This window comes from Paenibacillus endoradicis (assembly GCF_024721975.1).
Window position 1 is genome coordinate 721,779 of sequence record NZ_JANQBB010000003.1, and the last position, 15,460, is coordinate 737,238.

16 protein-coding genes and 1 other annotated feature are annotated in these 15,460 nt (G+C 38.4%); of the genes, 15 read left to right on the forward strand and 1 reads right to left on the reverse strand.

The window, feature by feature from the left end:
* Positions 1-72 precede the first annotated feature (72 nt).
* The 9 genes from NV377_RS13460 (at position 73) to NV377_RS13500 (ending at position 8,075) form a co-directional block, all read left to right on the forward strand.
* Positions 73-354 (forward strand): YlmC/YmxH family sporulation protein, encoded by a 282-nt coding sequence (locus NV377_RS13460; protein WP_258199440.1) that lies wholly within the window; start codon positions 73-75, stop codon positions 352-354.
* A 45-nt stretch (positions 355-399) separates the two neighbouring features.
* Complete coding sequence (pgeF, locus tag NV377_RS13465; protein ID WP_258199441.1) at positions 400-1,254, forward strand: peptidoglycan editing factor PgeF; 855 nt, start codon at positions 400-402, stop codon at positions 1,252-1,254.
* Positions 1,251-1,964: a YggS family pyridoxal phosphate-dependent enzyme gene (locus NV377_RS13470; protein WP_258199442.1), complete on the forward strand. Its 714-nt coding sequence runs from the start codon at positions 1,251-1,253 to the stop codon at positions 1,962-1,964. The genes pgeF and NV377_RS13470 overlap by 4 nt, the downstream gene beginning before the upstream one ends.
* A complete protein-coding gene (locus tag NV377_RS13475; protein WP_258199443.1) occupies positions 1,964-2,416 on the forward strand; it encodes a cell division protein SepF in 453 nt (150 codons plus the stop codon). The genes NV377_RS13470 and NV377_RS13475 overlap by 1 nt, the downstream gene beginning before the upstream one ends.
* Positions 2,417-2,443: 27 nt before the next feature.
* Positions 2,444-2,713 (forward strand): YggT family protein, encoded by a 270-nt coding sequence (locus NV377_RS13480; protein ID WP_258199444.1) that lies wholly within the window; start codon positions 2,444-2,446, stop codon positions 2,711-2,713.
* Positions 2,714-2,734: 21 nt separating this feature from the next.
* Complete coding sequence (locus NV377_RS13485; protein WP_258199445.1) at positions 2,735-3,517, forward strand: YlmH family RNA-binding protein; 783 nt, start codon at positions 2,735-2,737, stop codon at positions 3,515-3,517.
* Positions 3,518-3,612: 95 nt separating this feature from the next.
* Entirely contained in the window at positions 3,613-4,101 is a 489-nt protein-coding gene (locus NV377_RS13490) for a DivIVA domain-containing protein (protein WP_258199446.1), read from the forward strand.
* A gap of 131 nt (positions 4,102-4,232) precedes the next feature.
* Positions 4,233-4,506, forward strand: a binding site (T-box leader).
* A gap of 53 nt (positions 4,507-4,559) precedes the next feature.
* Positions 4,560-7,652 (forward strand): isoleucine--tRNA ligase, encoded by a 3,093-nt coding sequence (ileS, locus tag NV377_RS13495; protein WP_258199447.1) that lies wholly within the window; start codon positions 4,560-4,562, stop codon positions 7,650-7,652.
* 105 nt (positions 7,653-7,757) lie between these two features.
* Positions 7,758-8,075 carry a DUF5665 domain-containing protein gene (locus tag NV377_RS13500; protein ID WP_258199448.1) on the forward strand — a complete coding sequence of 106 codons (318 nt, stop codon included), beginning with the start codon at positions 7,758-7,760 and terminating at the stop codon, positions 8,073-8,075.
* Between the two features lie 9 nt (positions 8,076-8,084).
* Here NV377_RS13500 and NV377_RS13505 read toward each other — a convergent pair whose 3' ends face one another.
* A complete protein-coding gene (locus tag NV377_RS13505; protein ID WP_258199449.1) occupies positions 8,085-8,780 on the reverse strand; it encodes a TraR/DksA C4-type zinc finger protein in 696 nt (231 codons plus the stop codon).
* Between the two features lie 323 nt (positions 8,781-9,103).
* Between NV377_RS13505 and lspA the strand changes: the two genes are divergently transcribed.
* The 6 genes from lspA to pyrC all read left to right on the forward strand — a co-directional run bounded on the left by lspA (position 9,104) and on the right by pyrC (position 15,456).
* Positions 9,104-9,595, forward strand: coding sequence for a signal peptidase II (gene lspA, locus NV377_RS13510; protein WP_258199450.1), 492 nt, complete (start codon positions 9,104-9,106; stop codon positions 9,593-9,595).
* On the forward strand, positions 9,588-10,529 hold the full coding sequence (locus NV377_RS13515) for an RluA family pseudouridine synthase (protein WP_258199451.1): 942 nt from the start codon (positions 9,588-9,590) through the stop codon (positions 10,527-10,529). The genes lspA and NV377_RS13515 overlap by 8 nt, the downstream gene beginning before the upstream one ends.
* A 198-nt stretch (positions 10,530-10,727) precedes the next feature.
* A complete protein-coding gene (locus NV377_RS13520; protein ID WP_258199452.1) occupies positions 10,728-11,963 on the forward strand; it encodes an LL-diaminopimelate aminotransferase in 1,236 nt (411 codons plus the stop codon).
* A gap of 583 nt (positions 11,964-12,546) precedes the next feature.
* Positions 12,547-13,110 (forward strand): bifunctional pyr operon transcriptional regulator/uracil phosphoribosyltransferase PyrR, encoded by a 564-nt coding sequence (gene pyrR / locus NV377_RS13525; protein WP_258200334.1) that lies wholly within the window; start codon positions 12,547-12,549, stop codon positions 13,108-13,110.
* Between the two features lie 12 nt (positions 13,111-13,122).
* A complete protein-coding gene (locus NV377_RS13530) occupies positions 13,123-14,022 on the forward strand; it encodes an aspartate carbamoyltransferase catalytic subunit (protein WP_258199453.1) in 900 nt (299 codons plus the stop codon).
* Between the two features lie 147 nt (positions 14,023-14,169).
* Positions 14,170-15,456, forward strand: coding sequence for a dihydroorotase (gene pyrC, locus NV377_RS13535; protein ID WP_258199454.1), 1,287 nt, complete (start codon positions 14,170-14,172; stop codon positions 15,454-15,456).
* The last annotated feature ends 4 nt before the right edge of the window (positions 15,457-15,460 follow it).

Sequence of the window (15,460 nt, forward strand, 5' to 3'; positions counted from 1 at the left end):
AGTCGGATATACTTTAACTTTTTCATACATATACTAAACGATCATAGCTTGTAAAAGGGGCGGATGAGTATTATGAAAATATCTGATTTCCAATCCAAAGATGTTATTAATATTGTAGACGGTAAAAAGCTTGGGCATATTAGTGATATTGAATTGGATTTACGGCAAGGGAAGATAGATTCGATTGTTATTCCTCAAGTTCAACGCATGTTCGGTATATTTGGTACAGCCGGTTCGGAGATTGTCATTCCTTGGCGTAATATTGTGAAAATCGGTACAGATGTCGTCCTTGTACGAATGGAAGAAACGAGATCAATTCGAACAGAGGAGGAAGATTTGCATGCTCGTATCTAACAAGTTACACTTAAAGTCATAAAGAAATGACGGAAGGTGAGCGAGATGGAACCATTTGTTGCTAGTCAAGCATCACATCAATTGTTACTCCAAAAATGGATGATGCAATGTGAGCACTTAACATCGGGATTTACGACAAGAATGGGGGGCTATAGCGAAAAGCCATATGCCTCTTTCAATATAGGATTACATGTTAATGATGAGGTAGAAGCAGTCGTTCGCAATCGACAATTATTAACTGATAGTATTGGTTGGGAATTTGATGCTTGGACGAATGCCCAGCAAGTACATGGGAATATAGTTGTTAAAGTGACAACTGAAGATCGTGGACGCGGTAGACTAACGATGTCAGATGCACTTCAAGGTGCAGATGGAATGATAACTAACGTGCCTGACATTTTGTTGACTTCATTTTATGCGGACTGTGTACCCTTATTATTCTGGGATCCTGTTCACGAAGCAATAGGTTTAGCACATGCAGGGTGGAAAGGAACAGCTTCGGCAATTGCAATAGAGATGGTTGAAGCGATGAAATTAAACTTTGGAACAGAGCCAGATCAGCTTATGGTTGCGATTGGTCCATCGATAGATCAATGCTGCTATGAAGTAGATCATTATGTTGTAGAGCAATTTGTAGCGTTATGGCAAAGGCTTGAACTACAGGAATGTTCGATAGACCATGTAATTAAGCCTATTTCTTCGCAAAAGGCTCATATTAACTTGAAAGAAATGAACCGACAGATTATGATAAAAGCAGGAATATTGCCGACTCATATCGAATTAAGTAATTTATGCACTGGCTGTAGGACAGATATGTTCTTTAGTCATCGTGTGGAGAATGGATTAACAGGTAGAATGGCTAGTTGGATTGGCCTATCGAGAAAGGTGATCTATGAATGAGTATAAAGGATCGAATACATCATGTGCAGCAGACAATAGCTCAAGCTACTTCTCGTGCTGGCAGACAATCAGGTACCGTAAATGTCATTGGAGTAACAAAGTATGTTTCCGTAGCTAGAACCGTTGAAGCTGTGGAAGCAGGCGTGTTGCATATAGGCGAAAACCGCTGGCAAACTGCAAAAGACAAATGGGATTACATACATGAACATACAGGAGCTGGACAAGCAACTCCAACATGGCATTTTATTGGAACATTGCAACGTAATAAGGTGAAGGATATTGTAGGTAAATTTCAGTACATTCATTCTTTAGATCGACTTTCATTAGCAAGTGCTATTCAGGAACAGGCTGAAAAGTTAGATGTAACCGTCAAATGCTTTATTCAGGTTAATGTATCTGGAGAGCAGTCGAAGCAAGGAATGAGTGCTGCTGAGGTATCGCTATTTTTGGAACAGTTGCAACAATACCCACGCTTACTACCAATTGGACTAATGACTATGGCTCCCTTTGAACTTGAGAAAGAGGAGACAAGGTTAGTTTTCCGCCAATTAAGAGAATTACGTGATGAGTTAATTGCAAAAGGGAATGGCAAGTGTACCGTAACTGAACTATCCATGGGCATGTCCAATGATTATGAAATTGCAATTGAAGAAGGAGCTACCTTTGTACGGCTTGGAACAGTATTAATTGGAACAGAGGAGGATGAATAATGAGTGTTATTAACAAGTTTATGAATTATTTTGGTTTGCAAGAGGAAGAAGAAATAACAGAACGTGAACGTGTATCTACAAATGATGATCAAGAAGTTGAAACGAATCCATTCGAATCACGTAAACAATCTAGAAATCAACAGTTCTCTAATGTTGGTAACAATGTCGTAAGTCTACACACTCAGAAAAATACGCGAATGGTATTATGTGAACCTAAAAGCTACGATGAAGCACAAGCAATTGCAGATGAAATTCGTAATCGCAAATCAGTTGTAGTAAACTTACAACGTGTTCAAAGTGAACTTGGCTTACGTATCGTAGATTTCTTGTCTGGAACAGTGTACGCACTTAGCGGCTCCATTTCTAAATTAGGGCCTAATATCTATTTATGTGCTCCTGAGACAGTCGAAGTACAAGGTTCTATTACAGAACTGGCACATTTTGATAGATAAATGAAGACAGAATGAGGTGACATAAGTTTGTTATATGAAATTAAAAATATCGTAACTTTATTATTTACGGTATACAATTACATGATCATTGCATACATTTTATTGTCGTGGTTTCCCAATGCAAGAAGCAGTTCGATCGGTCAATTTCTAGGGAAAATTGTAGAGCCTTATCTTTCCATTTTCCGTAGATTTATTCCGCCAATCGGAGGAATGCTTGATATCTCGCCAATCGTGGCTTTTATCGCATTACGCTTCATTCAATCTGGTGTAATGTTCATCATCGACTCAATTGCTTGATAAAATTAAAGGTGAGTGCATATGAAGGACGGATTTTATAGTCATTTCCATCCTGAAGAGAAGCCATTTGTTGATCGCACACATGAATGGATAGAACGGTCCGCTGAGCTACATGAGCTTAGACGGACCGATTTTTTAGATCCAAGACAACAATTTATTGTGACAACGATAGCTAATCGGATAGGATCAGTTAATATTAAATTCGATGGTGGCTACGAGGCTGCTGAACGCAAACGTGCGATTATTGTCCCTGACTACCGAGATGCGGAATATGAAGATTCAGATTTGAAAGTGCTTCAAGTCACTAGTCAAAGCGACAAGTTTCATGAATTAGATCATGGTGATTTCCTTGGCGCTTTAATTGGGTTAGGAATTAAGCGAGATCGAGTAGGAGATATACATCAGCATGATGATTTCTGTCATATCGTTGTTACTTCAGAAATGGCACAATTTCTTGATATTGGGTTTAGGCAAGTACATCGCCTAAATGTTTTGACTGATATCATTTCGATTGATCAACTACAACCTGTCGTGGCTAAGTTCGAAGATTTAAGTTTTACTGTTGCGTCGTTAAGATTAGATGGCATTGCTAGTGATGCTTACCGAGTAAGTAGAACTAAAATCGCTGATCCAATTAAGGCGGGGCGATGCCGGGTGAATTGGAAAACAGAAGAAGATCCTTCTAAGCAATTGAAAGAAGGAGATGTAGTTTCTATTAAAGGTTTGGGTAGGTTTAAAGTTTCTGAAGTCGACGGTATTACTAAAAAAGGTAGAATTCGTGTAAAAATCAGTAAATTTATTTAGAGATTTTGCAGGAAATTGCTTATCGTTGTCGAATATGGATTCATATCATAGTTAGACAGTTTGGTTTGATTAGAATGACCATAGGAGGTGCTCCAATGCCATTGACACCATTGGACATACATAATAAAGAGTTTTCACGTAGACTTCGTGGCTATGACGAGGATGAAGTAAATGAATTCTTGGACTTAGTTATTAAAGATTATGAAGCACTTATCCGTGAAAATAAAGAAATGCAAAATCAAATGCTTACATTACAAGAGCGTTTGAATCATTTCTCTAATATTGAGGATACGCTGAGCAAAACTATTATTGTGGCACAAGAAGCGGCAGACGAAGTTCGAAGTAATGCAAAGAAAGAAGCTCAATTGATCGTGAAAGAAGCCGAGAAAAATGCTGATCGAATCGTTAATGAGTCTTTGAACAAATCTCGTAAAGTTTCACTTGAAGTGGATGAATTGAAAAAACAAGCGTCTATCTATCGCGCGAGGTTCCGTACTCTTGTTGAAGCTCAATTAGAGTTGTTAGCAGAAGAATCATGGGATACGCTTAGATCGGATCGCCCTGAAGCTGTTGTTCACGAATAAAGTTAGCTAGAATTGAACATACTTAGGTAATGTTAATATATCTAAGTATGTTTAGTTCAAAGTCCTGAAGCATATTTCAATTGACATTATGCTTTTAATCAGCTATAAATATTGTTATAATCATTGATATTTGTAATTCGATGACGAGAACACGTTCATGTATGTATTGCTTCAGAGAGCCGATGCTTGGTGAAATTCGGTGCATAGACATAGATGAAATATCATCTCCGAGAAGCTATCCTGAACCTTATCTAAGGAAAAGTACTAAGGGTAGACGGTTTTTCCTCCGATATAAGGAATACGAATCAAGTATTCGTACCAAAGTGTCGTTCTGATCATTTATGCTTATGCATGATTATTTCAGAGCGGAACAAGGGTGGTAACGCGACTAACCTCGTCCCTTTCCATAGGGATGAGGTTTATTTTTGTTTTTTGAGAATGAGAGGGGCTGTTAAAGTATGCAACGCGTAGACGTTAAAGAACGCGCACGTACTCGTGAGTTACGTGTATTAGCACAATGGCAAGAACAAGATACTTTTAAGAAATCAATTGAAAATCGTGAAGGAAAACCGAATTTCGTATTTTATGAAGGTCCTCCAACAGCGAATGGTAAGCCGCACATCGGTCATGTTCTTGGTCGAGTAATTAAAGACTTTATTTGCCGCTATCGTACGATGTCTGGCTACCGTGTTATTCGTAAAGCAGGCTGGGATACACATGGTCTTCCTGTAGAACTTGGAGTTGAAAAACAACTAGGTATTTCAGGGAAACAAGAGATCGAAGCATACGGCGTTGAGAAATTTATTACGAAATGTAAAGACAGCGTATTTGAATATGAGAAACAATGGCGTGAATTAACAGAAGCGATTGGTTACTGGACAGATATGGATAACCCATACATTACACTTGATAACAAATATATTGAGAGTGTATGGCATATTCTTTCTAAAATTCATGAGAAAGGGCTACTGTATCGTGGACATCGTGTAAGTCCTTATTGCCCTTGTTGTCAAACGACATTAAGCTCTCATGAAGTTGCACAAGGATATGAAGATGTGAAGGACTTGAGCGCTACTGCTAAGTTCAAACTGACGGACAGTGTCGAATATATTCTTGCTTGGACAACAACACCTTGGACATTGCCTGCGAATGTAGCATTAGCAGTTAATCCAGAGCTTGATTATGTTCGAGTAGCTAAAGATGGCGAAGTATATATCGTTGCTGCCAACCTTGTTGAGTCAGTTATGAAAGAAGACTTCGAAGTGCTTAGTACGTTGAAAGGTAGCGAACTAGTAGGTCGTAGTTACTTACCTCCGTTCAACTACGTATCAATTGAAAAAGGTCATGTTGTTATTCCAGGTGACTTTGTAAGTGATTCTAGTGGTACTGGTATCGTTCATATCGCACCTGCTCATGGTGAAGATGACTACCGTGTTGCTCGTGCTAATGGTATTAGTATGTTAGCTGTAGTGAACAATGCTGGTCGTTACATCGACGAGGTTACTGACCTTGCTGGTCGATTCGTGAAAGATTGCGATGTAGATATCGTGAAAATGCTAAGTGAAAAAGGACTATTATTTTCTAAAGAACGTTATGAACATAGCTATCCGTTCTGCTGGCGTTGTAAGTCACCACTTCTGTACTATGCTACGGAAAGCTGGTTTATCGAGACAACGGCTGTAAAAGATCAATTGATTGCAAACAATGCTGGAGTAGAATGGTATCCAGGCCATCTTCGTGAAGGTCGCTTTGGTAAGTTCCTTGAGGATTTAGTGGATTGGAATATTAGCCGTAATCGTTATTGGGGTACACCGTTAAACGTATGGATTTGTGAAGAGACTGGCAAGCAGTATGCGCCAAGTAGCATAGCTGATCTACGCGCGCGTGCTGTAGACTTCGTACCAGAAGATATCGAGTTACACAAACCATATGTAGATGGAATCTTACTGAAGAGTCCGTTTGCTGAAGGTGCGGTCATGAAACGTACGTCTGAAGTTATTGATGTATGGTTCGATAGCGGTTCTATGCCATTTGCGCAGCAACATTATCCATTTGGCGACAATGCTAAATTCGAAGATCAATATCCTGCTGATATTATTTGTGAAGGAATTGACCAAACTCGCGGATGGTTCTATAGCTTATTAGCAGTTTCTACACTGTTCAATGGTAAAGCACCATATAAAGCAGTTCTTTCTACAGGTCATATTCTTGATGAAAACGGACAAAAAATGTCCAAATCGAAAGGGAATGTAATTGATCCTTGGGAAATTATCGAAGAGTTCGGTACTGATGCATTCCGTTGGGCATTACTTTCGGACAGCGCACCTTGGAACAGTAAACGTTTCTCAAAAGGTATCGTAGCTGAAGCGAAATCTAAAGTTATTGATACAATTGTGAATACTCATGCATTCTACGCGTTATATGCTTCAATCGATGGATTTAATCATGAAGAACATACAACAGTAGCTACTAACAATAAATTAGATCGTTGGGTTATTTCTCGTCTGAATACATTAATTCAAACGGTATCGAAAGGTCTTGAAGTAAATGATTTCTTGAATCCTGCGAAATCAATTGAAGTATTTGTTGATGAATTAAGCAACTGGTATATCCGTCGTTCGCGTGATCGTTTCTGGGGAAGTGGTCTTACTGACGATAAAGTAGCTGCGTATCAAACTTTACGCCATGTACTGCTTACATTATCTCAATTGATCGCACCTTATACTCCGTTGATAGCTGATGATGTATACAATAATCTTGGTGGTGGAGAAAGTGTTCATCTTGGCGATTATCCAGTAGCAGATGAAAGTTTAATCGATAAAGAGCTTGAACGCGACATGGAAAGCTCGAAAGTAATTGTAGAGCTTGCACGTAATGTTCGTAATGAGACTGGAATTAAAACTCGTCAACCACTTTCAGAGCTAATCGTTTCTCTAGATCGTGAATTTGAAGTTACTTCATATGAAGACATTATTAAAGAAGAGATCAATGTAAAATCGATTGTTGTCCAAAATTCTGACAGTGGCTTTGTTGATTTCAGCTTGAAGTTAAATCTGAAAGTAGCGGGTCGCAAGTTTGGTAAACAAGTTTCTCCAATTCAAAATTCACTTAAAGAAATGTCTGCTGAAGAAACGCGTGCAATCGTTAATAGTGGTAACTATACATTTACGACCGATGAAGGTGAGACGTTAGAAGTTACACTTGATGAATTGCTTGTTGAGAAAAAAGCAAAATCAGGATTCGCTTCTGCATCAGGCAATGGTGTGACTGTGGCACTTAATACAGATATTACGGAAGAGCTTGAACAAGAGGGTTGGGTCCGTGAAGTTATTCGCGCCGTACAGGATACACGTAAGAAACTAGACCTTCCAATTGAAAAACGTATCGATCTTGTATTGCATGTTGATAATGAATTGCAATCTGCTTTGCAAAAATTTGATCAGTTGCTGCAAGATAACCTTCTTGTCCAATCTGTTTCATTTGCTGAAAAAGTGGGTATGGAAACAGTACAACTTGGTGAAAAATCGATAGGCATTTTCATTAACGAATAAGGATATATTAATAAAGGCCCGCTTGCCTAGGTGGCGAGCGGGCTTATTTTATTAAAAGTTCAAAATTTTGAATTGAAATTAACTAAACGGTAAGGAGGAGTAACAATGACGAAACCCGATGATGATGAGCTATCTAAGTTAAAGAAATCTCTTGATGCAATAGAGGAACGGCTAGTCAAAGTTACGAATGACCTTGAACGTACACAAATAGCTGATTACGTAACCCTAATGAATCGTCCCTTTAAATTATTGTGGCGTAATTTTATGGGGGGAATCGCTAGAGGTGTAGGCTCAGCCGTTGGATTAGCTTTCTTTGCTACCTTTGTTGTTTGGATATTGCAAGCACTAGGTGCACTTAACTTGCCGATTATCGGTGATTATATTGCTGATATTGTAAGAATTGTACAGAAGCAAATAGAATAAATGAACAGATTACAATAATTCCAAATCTTCATCGCCTTCATGAGCCTTCATATACTCTTGATATGCAGCGTTACGCACAATATGAACATGTGACCCAGTTATATCTGTAGCTATAAAACTTTCTAATGGCTCTACATAACCGTGAAGCTCCTCATTGATTTCAGCTGCGAATTCCGTATCAAGCATTTGTGAGTTCTGAGCCAAATTACTATTTCCATAGTCCCACAAAGCTTGACTCATGTCTTCACCATCAAATCCGGTGTAGTCTTCGTCGTCAAAGTTGAGTTGGGTGAATGATAGTGGTTCGTACTCGTATTGAGGTGCTACAACTTGATTGACATTAGCATGATTCTGACAATATAACGTCTCAGGTATAGCCTCTAATCTTTCGATATCTATCGCAGTTTGACAGGTCACACAACGTCCGTATTTTCCTGTTTCAATTCGATTCAACGCATCATCGATTTGTGTAAGTTGACGTAATTGTCCTTGAGCAATAGCATGATCACGTTCTTGTTCGTATAATTCAGTTGCTTGATCTGCTGGATGGTTGTCGTACATCGATAATTCAGCATCTATATTGCTCTGACTACTTATTGGAGATGTTTCAGCGTAAGTTTGTTGCTGCTGAATAATACTGTTTTTATCTTCAAGTAGTATTGAACGGAAATGTTGCAGTTGTTGCGATGTAAGGGTTGATTTCACGTATTGCACCACCATTTCGTTTATGGAATGGTTATATTGTTTGCTCATTGTGTACATTTCAGTACGAGCAATCTTTGGGATTAGAGATCATAAACTCCATCTTGAAGAAGAAATGTAAAACTAGATTGTAAAAGTTGGATGTGCTACACTTATTTCGGACAGTTCATGAAAAGTTTTAGTACATGCTTTCGAAGTAACTTTTCAATTGTATGAAATGAATGCCAGTGAAGAACATGAAAAGTTTGCTTATGCTTTCGAAGTAATTTTTCATCACAATGAAGTAAAAATCAGTGAAGTAAATGAAAAGTTTTGGGAGTGGGAGAATGCGATTTTATTATTATGTTATTGCAGTAGTTGTATTAATTTTGGATTTTTTCTCTAAAAAGTGGATTGTTAATAACATGAAAGAATATGATCAGTTTAGTGTGATTGGTGATTTCTTTCTAATCACTTCTCATCGAAATCGTGGTGCAGCTTTCGGAATACTGCAAGATCAACGTGTATTTTTTATAATAATTACTATTGTAATTGTTGGTGCAATTATTTGGTATGCACAATCCGTTCGTAAAAGCGGAAGCGTACTATTGTTATCGGGATTAGGACTAGTACTTGGTGGAGCAGTTGGTAACTTTATCGATCGTGCACGTTTTGGAGAAGTTGTTGACTTCTTCAAATTTAATTTTGGTAGTTATACATTTCCAATTTTTAATGTTGCAGATTCTGCAATAGTCGTAGGGGTAATTCTTATCATGCTTGATACACTTCTAAGTATGAAAGAAGAGAAGAAAGGCAAGGTAGCCGTAGAAAATGAGTAACATTACAGAACAACAAGAGAATTACGAGTTTATCGCTAATGATGAGTCTCAAGGAATACGTATCGATAAGTTTGTAACAGATTCGATTGATAATGCAGCAATATCACGTACTCAAGTGCAAGAGTGGATAAAAACAGCTCATGTACAAGTGAACGGAACTGTTATTAAAAGTAATTATAAAGTTCAGGAAAACGATACTATAACTGTACAAGTACCAGAAACACAAGCTTTAGAAATTATTGCTGAGAATATACCCTTAGAAGTTATTTATGAGGACAGTGATGTCATTGTCATTAATAAGCCACGTGGTATGGTTGTACACCCTGCACCTGGTCACCCTAAAGGTACTTTAGTCAATGCGCTGATGCACCATTGCAAAGATCTGTCTGGTATTAATGGAGTATTGCGTCCTGGTATTGTTCATCGTATTGACCGTGATACGACAGGATTATTAATGGTTGCCAAAAATGATTTGGCGCATGTCTCTCTTGCGGAGCAATTGAAGGAACATTCAGTAACAAGACGCTATACTGCACTTGTTCATGGTAATATGCCTCATGATTCAGGATCCATTGATGCACCAATTGGAAGAGATAGCAACGACCGCAAACTATATACGGTTACGGATGTTAATGCGAAGGATGCTATTACACACTTCACAGTTGTTGAACGAATTGGTGGAGATTACACGATCGTTGAGTTACAACTAGAAACTGGTCGAACTCATCAGATTCGTGTTCATATGAAGTATATTGGTTATCCATTAGCTGGTGATCCTGTCTATGGACGTAATAAAACTATTCCGTTAAAGGGACAAGCACTTCATGCTGGTATTCTTGGTTTCACGCATCCTCGCACAGGCGAACGATTACAGTTTGAAGTACCATTACCGGATGATTTTAATGAGATACTAATAAATTTAAGATCCCGTTAGATCGAAAATTATAAGACTGCAGATAAACTAGAAGTAGTTCTAGTTTATCTGCAGTCTTTTTTTGGATTATAAAATCTTCGATATAATTAAAAACTGCAATATGTACAAACAATTGATTACATTCTGCATTATGTTTTAGTTTAATTTACGATATCCTTATACATAAGGAAAAGATATGTAAAGGATCGGTGATAGAGTATGACAACAATGAATCAGCATTTTCTAGAACTTCAAGGTAGTTATTTATTTTCGGAGGTAGCAAAACGCAGAACGAAATATATGGAACAAAATCCGCAAGCAGATGTTATTAGTCTAGGGATTGGTGACGTTACAAGAGGACTTCCGCAAGCAGTTATTAAAGCGATGCATGCTGCTGTTGATGATATGGTTAATGTAGAAACATTTAAAGGATATGGTCCTGAACAAGGATATTCCTTCTTAATTAATGAAATCATAGCGAATGATTACAAAGCTCGCGGAGTTGAACTTAATACAGATGAAGTGTTTTTAAGTGATGGCTCGAAATGTGATGTTGGTAATATTCAAGAAATTTTCAGTACTGATAGCATAGTAGCTGTTCAAGATCCTGTATATCCTGTTTATGTCGATACGAATGTAATGGCTGGACGTGCAGGTACATTTATTACCAATATCGGTCGTTATGAGAAAATTGTCTATCTTGATTGTTCGGCTAAAAATGATTTTAAACCAAGCCTTCCTACAGAAAAGGTTGACTTAATTTACTTATGCTATCCTAATAACCCTACGGGTATGACGTTAACGAAGGAAGAACTGAAAGTATGGGTAGATTATGCAATCGAGAACGACTGTATTATTTTGTTCGACTCTGCTTATGAGGCTTTTATTACAGAAGATAATGTTCCTCATAGTATTTATGAGATCGAAGGAGCTAAAAAAGTTGCGATTGAATTCCGTAGCTTTTCTAAAACAGCTGGATTTACTGGTATCCGTTGTGCGTATACTGTTGTACCAAAAGAAATTCAAGGTCGCGACGTAAATGGCAATGCAGTTAGTGTTAATGAACTATGGAATAGACGCCATACGACGAAATTCAATGGGGTATCCTACGTAACGCAAAAAGGTGCAGAGGCGATTTATTCGACAGAAGGCAAAGCGCAAATAAGAGAACTAGTGGATTATTATATGACGAACGCTGCAATGATTCGTGAAGGTCTACGTGAAGCTGGCTTTTCCGTATTTGGCGGAGTGAATGCTCCATACATTTGGTTGAAAACACCTGAAGGTTACAATTCATGGAGTTTCTTCGATTACTTATTGAGTGAAGCTAATATTGTGGGAACACCTGGCGTTGGATTTGGTCAATGCGGGGAAGGTTACTTCCGTTTAACTGCTTTTGGTAGTCGAGAGAACACAGAGCGTGCGATCGCACGTATTAAACAGCTTAGTTTATAGTAAATATCTAATTGGACTGACACATATTGATTTACTTTATAAGGAGCTAATCTAAGTTTTTATATCATTAACTTAATGCTCACACTCTAGCAGACGCTGCATACCTCAATGGTTTCAAATCGACTGATCGCATAGTTGATTTGAAATGAGGGATCAGATGTCTGTTTTTTATAATGATTAATATACTCAGCTTAAAATTGGTGTTTTTTGCGGATAATGAACGAAACATCCATTCCATTTTTAAGGAGAATTTTTTAATTATTATAATGAGAATTGATTATAATTTGGATGATGTAACTTGCACCGTTTCCCTTGACATATCGTGTCGAACATGGGATAATTATTTCGATACAGATGTACCTTTAATTCAGCCCCGTGAGGCTGGCAAGGTAACGTGAAGTAAGGCCAATAGGTGAATTGTGTCCAACATACGCTCCTTGTTGAAGGAAGCACTATTTGGTACAGGCAACCTATCGAACCATACAGCTTTCACAACTCCTTGCGGACTGACGCAAGGAGTTTTTTTGTTACTTTGCGACAATTCGGTATTGATGATGGACATATTAATGAAAAGTGGGGTGAGATGCTCGTGTCAGAAGGAGAACGTCTTGTAATCATGGATGAAACCGCAATTAGACGTGCATTAATTAGAATTGCGCATGAAATTGTAGAGAAGAACAAAGGTATTGAAGATTGCATTATCGTAGGTATTCGGACTAGAGGCGTGTATCTTGCCAATCGAGTAGCAGCGAGAATATCGGAAATTGAGGGCACAAAGGTTACAGTTAGAGAACTTGATATTACGAAGTATCGTGATGATCGAAGTGAAATAGCTGATGTGATGGTTGAACTTGCCAATATGCCTGGTGATACAGAACTAGATTCTAAATTGGTAAAGAACAAAAAAGTCATTCTGTTCGATGATGTTCTATATACAGGACGAACGATCAGAGCTGCTATGGATGCTATTATGGACCTAGGTAGACCACAAAATGTACAGCTAGCTGTACTTGTAGATCGTGGTCATCGCGAGCTGCCGATTCGACCAGATTTCATCGGTAAAAATGTTCCCACATCAAAACAAGAAGAGATACAAGTTCAATTTACTGAAATTGATAGTATTGATCAGGTTACGATTATTCACTAGGGAGGCCATTTTATGACGATTACTCAAACTCAATCAAGAAGTTTACTTGGTTTGAAGGATCTTAGTCAAAATGAGATTCAATCCATTCTTGACAGAGCTGCCTTCTGGGAACAACATGCCAATAAAACACATAACTTACTTAACGGAAAATTTGTTGCAAACATGTTCTTTGAGAACAGTACGCGTACTAGAACTTCATTTGAAGTTGCTGAGAAACGATTAGGTGCAGAAGTTATAAACTTCAGTGCTGCGGCATCAAGTGTTGAAAAAGGTGAATCTATCTACGATACAGTTAGAACTTTAGAATCAATGGGAATTGATGCGGGTATTATTCGGTTAAAACCTATTGGCTTGCTAGCTGAAATGGCACCTAAAATTAAAGTTCCTCTAATTAACGCAGGTGATGGTAACAACGAACATCCAACTCAAGCTTTGCTTGATCTATATACAATGCAAAAACATTTCGGTACGTTAAAAGGTTTGAATGTAGCGATTATCGGTGACATTCTGCATAGCCGAGTGGCAAGAAGTAATCTATATGCACTTCGTCAATTTGGCGCGAATGTGATGTTCTGTGCTCCTGACGATATGCAAGCCAAAGATCTTGATGTGCAATATGTAAGTATGGAAAAAGCAATAAAAGCAGATGTAGTTATGATGTTAAGGGTTCAGCTTGAGCGTCATTCATCTGGAATATTGAAATCAGCAGATACTTATCGTGAAAGTTATGGTCTTACTGTAGCTCGAGCAAGCCAAATGGCAAACCATGCGATTATTATGCACCCTGCGCCTGTCAATAGAGATGTAGAGATTGACAGTGAACTTGTAGAAGCTGCAAATTCGAAAATATTCCCGCAAATGGCTAATGGGGTTCCGATTCGAATGGCGGTTATCGAGCGTGCACTTGTATAGATAAAAATTTGTAAAGCTTCCGATGTACTTTTCATATACGAGAAGAAATATCGTGGGGTTAACGAAAAGTTGTAATGCTTTCGAAGTAACTTTTCGTTTACAGGAAGTTGTTCAAGATGCAACAGAAAAGTTTTTAGGAGGATGAAAATGTCTTTATGGATTTTGAACGGTAAAGTATGGAATGAGTCTAGCGCTAATTTAGAAGGTAAGCATATACAAGTAGTAGATGGTAAGATTTCAGCGATTGTTGATGCAAATGAAACGGTTAATATAGAAGGTGCAGAAGTAGTTGATGCACAAGGTAAATTAGTATCTCCAGGTTTTATCGATATGCATGTGCATCTACGTGATCCCGGCTTTACTCATAAAGAAGATATTATTACTGGTTCTCGTTCAGCTGCAAAAGGCGGGTTCACTACTATCGCTTGTATGCCTAATACAAGACCAGTTACAGATACTGCTGAAACGGTTAGATACATTATCGATAAATCCGAAGAAGCGCAATTAGTTAAAGTGTTGCCATATGCCTCTATTACGAAAAATGAGCTTGGTCGTGAACTTACTGACTTTGCTTCATTAAAAGAAGCTGGAGCTATCGGTTTTACTGATGATGGCGTAGGCGTTCAAAACGCTCAAATGATGAAAGACGCAATGGCACTTGCAAAATCTCTTGATATGCCAGTTATTGCACACTGCGAAGATGATTCATTAGTTGTAGGTGCTTGGGCATCTGAAGGTGAGTTTTCACGCAAACATGGACTTAAAGGGATTCCTAATGAATCTGAAGCGATCCATGTAGGTAGAGATGTTTTACTTGCAGAAGCTACCGGCGTACATTATCATGTTTGTCATGTAAGTACAGAACAATCAGTTCGATTGATCCGCCTTGCGAAACAAGTTGGTATTAAAGTAACTGCTGAAGTTTGTCCCCATCACTTAATCTTATCTGATGAGAACATTCCTGGACTTGATGATGCAAATTGGAAAATGAATCCTCCACTTCGTACACCACGTGATGTAGCAGCTGTTCTTGAAGGGTTAGAGGATGGTACTATAGATATAATCGTTACGGATCATGCGCCTCATAGCGCTGAGGAAAAAGCAAAAGGTGTTGACCTTGCACCATTTGGTATCGTTGGTTTAGAAACAGCTTTCCCATTACTTTATACACACTTTGTAGAGACGGGCCGCTGGACACTTGGCTTCCTCTTGAAACGTATGACTCAAGATCCAGCTAGAGTGTTCCGCCTTGAAGAAGGTAGCCTTGAAGTTGGTAAACCTGCGGATATTACAATCGTAGATATTGAGAATGAACAAGCGGTTGATCCTAGTACATTCTTATCTAAGAGCAACAACACACCATTTGGTGGTTGGAAACTTAAAGGATGGCCTGTAGCAACAATCGTAAATGGTAACATTGTCTGGACTGAATAGAAAG

Coding starts and splice junctions, on each gene's coding strand:
- NV377_RS13490 (WP_258199446.1), top strand. CDS start 3,613: ATGCCATTGACACCATTGGACATACATAATAAAGAGTTTTCACGTAGA.
- NV377_RS13515 (WP_258199451.1), top strand. CDS start 9,588: ATGAGTAACATTACAGAACAACAAGAGAATTACGAGTTTATCGCTAAT.
- NV377_RS13530 (WP_258199453.1), top strand. CDS start 13,123: ATGACGATTACTCAAACTCAATCAAGAAGTTTACTTGGTTTGAAGGAT.
- pyrC (WP_258199454.1), top strand. CDS start 14,170: ATGTCTTTATGGATTTTGAACGGTAAAGTATGGAATGAGTCTAGCGCT.
- pyrR (WP_258200334.1), top strand. CDS start 12,547: ATGCTCGTGTCAGAAGGAGAACGTCTTGTAATCATGGATGAAACCGCA.
- NV377_RS13520 (WP_258199452.1), top strand. CDS start 10,728: ATGACAACAATGAATCAGCATTTTCTAGAACTTCAAGGTAGTTATTTA.
- ileS (WP_258199447.1), top strand. CDS start 4,560: ATGCAACGCGTAGACGTTAAAGAACGCGCACGTACTCGTGAGTTACGT.
- NV377_RS13485 (WP_258199445.1), top strand. CDS start 2,735: ATGAAGGACGGATTTTATAGTCATTTCCATCCTGAAGAGAAGCCATTT.
- lspA (WP_258199450.1), top strand. CDS start 9,104: ATGCGATTTTATTATTATGTTATTGCAGTAGTTGTATTAATTTTGGAT.
- NV377_RS13470 (WP_258199442.1), top strand. CDS start 1,251: ATGAGTATAAAGGATCGAATACATCATGTGCAGCAGACAATAGCTCAA.
- NV377_RS13460 (WP_258199440.1), top strand. CDS start 73: ATGAAAATATCTGATTTCCAATCCAAAGATGTTATTAATATTGTAGAC.
- NV377_RS13500 (WP_258199448.1), top strand. CDS start 7,758: ATGACGAAACCCGATGATGATGAGCTATCTAAGTTAAAGAAATCTCTT.
- pgeF (WP_258199441.1), top strand. CDS start 400: ATGGAACCATTTGTTGCTAGTCAAGCATCACATCAATTGTTACTCCAA.
- NV377_RS13475 (WP_258199443.1), top strand. CDS start 1,964: ATGAGTGTTATTAACAAGTTTATGAATTATTTTGGTTTGCAAGAGGAA.